Source organism: Parapedobacter brassicae (assembly GCF_051400755.1).
Taxonomy (GTDB): domain Bacteria; phylum Bacteroidota; class Bacteroidia; order Sphingobacteriales; family Sphingobacteriaceae; genus Parapedobacter.
This window is the reverse complement of the sequence record NZ_JBLFFL010000009.1, coordinates 81,977-88,072: the sequence shown is the minus strand read 5'-3', so window position 1 is coordinate 88,072 and position 6,096 is coordinate 81,977. Positions and strand designations below refer to the sequence as shown.

Sequence of the window (6,096 nt, the reverse complement as noted above, 5' to 3'; positions counted from 1 at the left end):
GAGACGGAAAGGAAGATCGCAGAAAGCATCCGGGTTTACAATGAAGTAAGACCCCATGCCAGTTGTGATTACCTCACCCCCCGGCAGGCACATCTCAGGGCAGGGACCCTGCCCAAACGGTGGAAAAACAAAAGGAAGGAATTTACTCTTGTATAGCTCAGTCAGAATTAACAAATTGCAGGGTATAATCCAAGCAGGAATAACAGATCTCAGTGTATAATTAATTCAGGATTTATTTATTAACCTGTATAGCTATATCAGGATAAGACAATCTCCCAACGTTCTTCTGCCGTTCTTCTACCGTAATGCGTGCCGTATGCGGCCTGTATGCGGCCCGTATGTGACAATTTCACAGATACGCCTTGCGCCAGCCCCAAGCGGCACCCGAGAGATGGCGGGAGAAAGGGGGAAGAAAGGGGCCAGTTAGTTGGTCTTCACTGGCTACCACCCCGGCGCGAAATTCAACCCAAACGTCCCGAAACGCACATCCGTACGTTGAAATGGAAAGGCGTAATAGGGCTCGAGTATCATCGCACCGAATAGATTGACCCGCAGGGATATACCTGCGCTTAATGCCGGAATCCGCTCGTATACGTCGATCGGTGGAAGATCTGCACCATTTGGATTGGGGTACGATTCGATCAATCGTGGCGTGCTCCTGAATGCGACCGTAGACTCGCTGTCCCATGCCAAGCCTGCATCAAAAAACAGGTTCAGATCCGAAAACAGCATGCCGGATCGGATGACAGCCAATTTTTCCGGACCGGTAAATGGCAATCTCAGCTCAAAATTGAATACGGCGATGCGTGTGCCCATCAAACTGTTGAAGTTGAAACTTCCGGTGCTGTTCCGGAATGACGAACTTTCATACCCCCGTATCAAGTGCGGATATCCCAAAAACAGGGGGTACAATGCGTTCTCATTTTTACCGGCCCGCATATAGGCATACGCCCGGGCCGCAATGGTTACGGGCCTATACCGGTTGTACTTGCGCAGGTCGAATGTATAGGCGGTGAAGTTATAATCACCGAAATACTGCTCGGCCCCTACCCGATAGCGGAACCCCTGCAAGGGCGCAGCGATTCCAAATACCGCATTGTCACCGACAAACGACGTACTCACCTGCTGGATGGTAAAGGCATTAAAATTACCGCCGAATATCGCACTCGCCTCCTCATTCGGCACCTTATCCCGTCCGCCATATCCATAATAATAACTTTGCCACCACCGGTCTACCCGATAACTGTACCGGGCGATCGCTCCGCCTAACTCAAAACGGTGATGCCGGGAAAAGGGATAGGCACCGAATGCTTCCGCCTGCTGCTGAAACGTGCGGATGATATAGGTATCCAAAATGGGTTCAGGACCGTTGCCTACATCGCGTTCGGTATAAAAAGAGTAGCCAGACATATATGGAATATGCGAAATGGCCCCGCCCCAATTGATGCGGCTCTTCTGATTGATGTAGGCTACCTGGCCGCCGAAATCATAAATCTCGCCATTGATGGACAATGCCGCGAAGATCTGGTTATGCCCAAGAATATCCGAAAACATGCCCTGTATGCCACTTGCGATACCCGCGCCGTAACGGCTGCCCACGGACAGACCCATCCCGCTGTTCGACAAATAATCCAATTTAAAGTTGGGCTTGTAGCCTACGGATGCGATTTGGCTGTTGCCGATGCGTTGGAACAGATTGAAGTTGCTCAGGTTCGCATTGACCACATCGACCCCGAGGTTATCGGGTGGCGGCAGCATGGCCGCTTCGAAGTTAACCGTATACGGGTCTACTTCCACCGGCTCAAACTCCTCTACCCTTGCATTGTACACGCTGTACTCGTTACGGCGGTAATACGAATACACCACATCACCCGTTGCCGAGAGGCTCAGCGCCGGCGAATACTCGGTAATGCCGCTGATCCCGGTGAAGTACTGGGTCATCCGCTCCACCTTATTATCGGCCAGGGTGTACCGGTACATGTTCCGGAAACCATCGCAGTTTGAAAGAAAATAAACCTGGCTATCGTCAGCCGAAAACTGTGGATTCAAATTGTTGGCCCCCTGGAATACATTCAAGTTGTTGATTTCCCTGGTTTCTACATCAATAACTGCGATATTCATCGGAATGTCGACGCTCCGGGCATCCGACTGGAGCGATACGCGATCGGTACTGAATACAATGTGCCGGCCGTCATGCGAAAAACTCGGCTGAAAATCCGAATACCAATCGTCGGTAAGCTGCGTAACCTCTTTGGTATTCAGGTTGTATATGTAAATGTCACTGTGACCGTTTTGCAACCCTGAAAACACCACCGTCTCCCCATCCGGTGCCCAGGCGATGTTGGCGAATTCGGAGATATCGCCCATCGCCTCCAACGAAAGTGTTTTCCCGTTGGAGACATCGACCACCATCAGCTTGCTCTTGCCTTTACTGAATACGCTAAAAGCAAACCGCTTACTATCCGGCGAAAACGCTCCCGCCGACTCCAGGTAGCTGAATTCATCGATATCTGTGTTGCTTAGTCTGCTTGATAGCTTCCGGACCACATCTCCTGTTTTAGCATCCGCCAGAAACAAGTCAATGCTAAAGAGGTCCCGTTCGGACAGAAACGCTACGTATTTGCCGTCGGGGGAAATTGCAGGGGAAACATTCAACTGGCCCGAATTTTTGCTGTTGATAATGGAGCGGCCGATAGGAGCCTTCGAGGTGTCTATCGGCAGATTGCGGTAGGCATTCTCCATGCTGTTTTTCCAAAGATTGGATAGGGTTTGAGCGTCATAGCCAAACACGCGCCGGATGCCCATCTCATACCCGTACATGGCCGTGGCCTTAAAGAGCGGCATGACCACCGTATCGCCATAGGTCGACCCGATGTACGCCCAGAATGCCTGACCAAAACGGTATGGAAAGTATTTATTCTGATTTTCGGTCATGGCCTGCAACGAAGGAATGTCGTTATTCAGGTACGCATCACGCATCCACATGGCGGTAAACGCGTCTTTCTTTCCGATTGAAAAGTATTCGGCCATCCCTTCGACCATCCACAGCGGAATGTTTCCGATATTCTCTAAACGGGTGGAATCGCCCCCTTCCAGCAATACCCGGTACTGAAATGCATGCACCAATTCGTGCCCCAGGACGTGCCGGGTTTGGTGATTGATCTGCATGACCGGCATGATGACCCGCTGCTTGAACGCTTCCGTCACACCGCCTGTGCCCACTCCTATTTCGCCCTGTACGGCTGTTGTCTGCTGGAATTCGGGGTGATTGTTGTACAGGATAATGGGATTTTTGCGCAGGAATGTATCGCGAAACACCTGTTGGTGCAATTCATACCAGACTTCGCTTTCCTTGGCCAGCCATTTGACCAGGCTATCGTTTTCCAGGTAATAATGGAGGCTAAAATGGGGGGTCTCATACACGCTGAAATCAAGCGATTTATACCGCATCTTATTCTGGCCGAAATACTGGGCCTGCGCGGTGGCAGCAGCCAAGATCAGCACCAACAAAAAAAATGCATTCAGCATTCCCTGCCTCATGAATCGATTAAGGTAAGTCATGGAAAAATCGGTGTATATGTTTAACTTAGAACGCATGTCGACGAAAAAGTTTAATGATCCTCGGTATATTATTTTTGCTCATCGCTTCCCGATTTTTTTTCGGGAGTCGGTATCGTAATTTGCAATTGCTGTTTGATTTCTCCGATATCTAATGGGATCTGCACGGGCGTATCCGGTAACTGCAACGGTACGATACTATCGATCAAGGTGGTATCGGGACGGATGATACGGGGACTCGGACAGTTATATTTACGGTTTATGGGCACGCCCGGTTCAGGGAACGGTCCGTACTCATATGCCAGGGAATCGTCGTGATAAATTTTCTCCATGAATTTTCCGAAGACCGGCAAGGCCGTGCGCGACCCCTCCCCGGTTTGCGAATTTTTGAAATGAATGCTCCGCTCGTCGCAACCGATCCACACGCCGGTGACCAGGTCCTTCGTCAACCCCATATACCAACCATCCACGTAGTCTGAAGAGGTGCCGGTTTTTCCGCCTATCTGGTTATTTTCCTTCCATAAATCCCATTCCCAAAGCCCTTGAGAAGTACCCTCGGGTTCTTCCATTGTCCCCCGGAGCATGTATCCCATCAGCCAAGCCACTTCTTCGCTGATAGCCCGCTCAGCGGTGGTGTTAAACGTTGCCACGGTCTTTCCGTTGAAGTCGACGATCTTAGACACCAGTATGGGTTCTACCCGTTTCCCGTTGTTCATGAACGTGGCATAGGCGTTGACCATTTCGAACACGCTGACATCGTTGGAGCCGAGGCTTACCGAAGGAACGGACGCCAGTGGACTGGTAATGCCGCAGCGCTGTGCGGCATCCACCACCTTATCCCACCCTACCTCTTCGGTGATCTGGGCGGTGATGGAGTTGACGGACCGCCCCATGGCCCATCGCAAAGACATCTCCCTGCCGCTGAATACCCAATCGGCATTTTTAGGCTCCCATACTTTCTCTTCCCCGTTTTCGGCATACGTGATGCGGACGAACTGATCCACATATTTATCACAGGGAGACATGCCGGCTTCCAATGCGGCAAGATAGGCAAAAGGCTTGAAAGTGGAACCCGCCTGACGCTTGGCCTGAAACACATGGTCGTATTGATAGTATTGATGATTGATGCCGCCAACCCAGGCTTTGATCTCCCCATTATACGGATCCATGGTCATCAGTCCGGCATTCAGCATCATCGCATAATGTGCTAATGAATCCATGCTGGAGTACTGGACCTCTTTGGGACCGTCCCATGTAAATACGTTCATGGATTTAGGCTGGTTGAGATAGTAGAAAATACTGTCTTTATTGCCCTTGTATTTCGTGTCTAATTGGCGGTAATATGCGGTTCGCTCCGCCAGGCTTTCCAGGAATCCCTCGATGACATTGCCCTCCGAATCGCGCCAAGGGACATCGCCTTGCCAAGCGTTTTCCAGCCGCCGCTGCAAGGGTTTCAGCTGTTCGGCCACGGCCTCCTCCGCATGACGCTGCACCCGTGAATCAATCGTTGTATAAATCTTCAGTCCATCAACATACATATCATAGCCGTTTTCCTCGCACCAGGTGGCCAGCCAACGCTCCACCGCCGCCCGCAAATAGGAATCGGCTTTGCCCGGCTCTTCCACTTCGCCCATGTATAATCCAAGCCCGGCGGCTCGTGCCAGCTGGTGCTCGTCCTTAGAAAGGAACCCTGCTTTATGCATCTGATCCAGTACGACATTCCGCCGCTCTAAGGATCGTTCGGGATTGCGGATGGGGTTGTATAAGGTCGTACCTTTCAGCATCCCGATGAGCACAGCCGATTCAGCGGCGGTAAGGTCCTTTGCTTCCTTATTGAAATATCGTTTGGCCACCGTCTTAATGCCGTAGGCATTGTTGCTGAATGACACCGTATTGAGGTACATGGTCAGGATATCCTCCTTGTTGTATTTGCTCTCCAGCTTATAAGCCGTTAGCCACTCCTTGAGTTTGATCACCACGATGCGGATGCCCGGAATATGGTCCAGGAGTCCGACGGACTGATTATATCGCGTCCGGTAGAGGTTCTTAGCCAGCTGCTGTGTAATGGTACTGCCTCCTCTCCGTTCGCCCTGCGCCGTGGAAACGAGGCTCGAAAAGACTGCCCAATAGTCTACCCCATGGTGCTTAAAAAAACGGATGTCTTCCGTGGCAACGAGCGCATTGACGACATTCGGCGAAATGCTGTCATAAGCTACCGGGGACCGGTCTTCTTCGAAATAACGGCCGATCAGTACCCCGTCTGCCGTGTACACTTCCGACGCCACGCTTTGGATGGGTTTGCTGATGTCCTGGGATGTCGGTGAGTAACCAAATAACCACAGGAAATTCAGTTCTACCATGCAGATCAAGAGAATAATCCCACAGATGACGATAACGGTATAGCGAATATAACGGTTGCGTATCTCCTTAAACATCCTGTAAAGATGATGAAATGTTTTGATATTGCGTACGTGTGATAAACGTTTTACGCTACAACTTGTGTGATATATAAACAATAAATTCTATTTTGCCTTTCGT

At 50.7% G+C, this 6,096-nt stretch carries 2 protein-coding genes; both read right to left on the bottom strand.

The window, feature by feature from the left end:
* Window positions 1-441 precede the first annotated feature (441 nt).
* Window positions 442-3,597: a TolB family protein gene (locus tag ACMGDE_RS18360; protein ID WP_436834288.1), complete on the bottom strand. Its 3,156-nt coding sequence runs from the start codon at window positions 3,595-3,597 to the stop codon at window positions 442-444.
* A 32-nt stretch (window positions 3,598-3,629) separates the two neighbouring features.
* On the bottom strand, window positions 3,630-5,993 hold the full coding sequence (locus ACMGDE_RS18355; protein WP_436834287.1) for a penicillin-binding protein 1A: 2,364 nt from the start codon (window positions 5,991-5,993) through the stop codon (window positions 3,630-3,632).
* Window positions 5,994-6,096: the final 103 nt, after the last annotated feature.

Excerpts from the sequence above, each read along its gene's own strand:
- ACMGDE_RS18355 (WP_436834287.1), bottom strand. The coding sequence starts at position 5,993 with ATGTTTAAGGAGATACGCAACCGTTATATTCGCTATACCGTTATCGTC.
- ACMGDE_RS18360 (WP_436834288.1), bottom strand. The coding sequence starts at position 3,597 with ATGCGTTCTAAGTTAAACATATACACCGATTTTTCCATGACTTACCTT.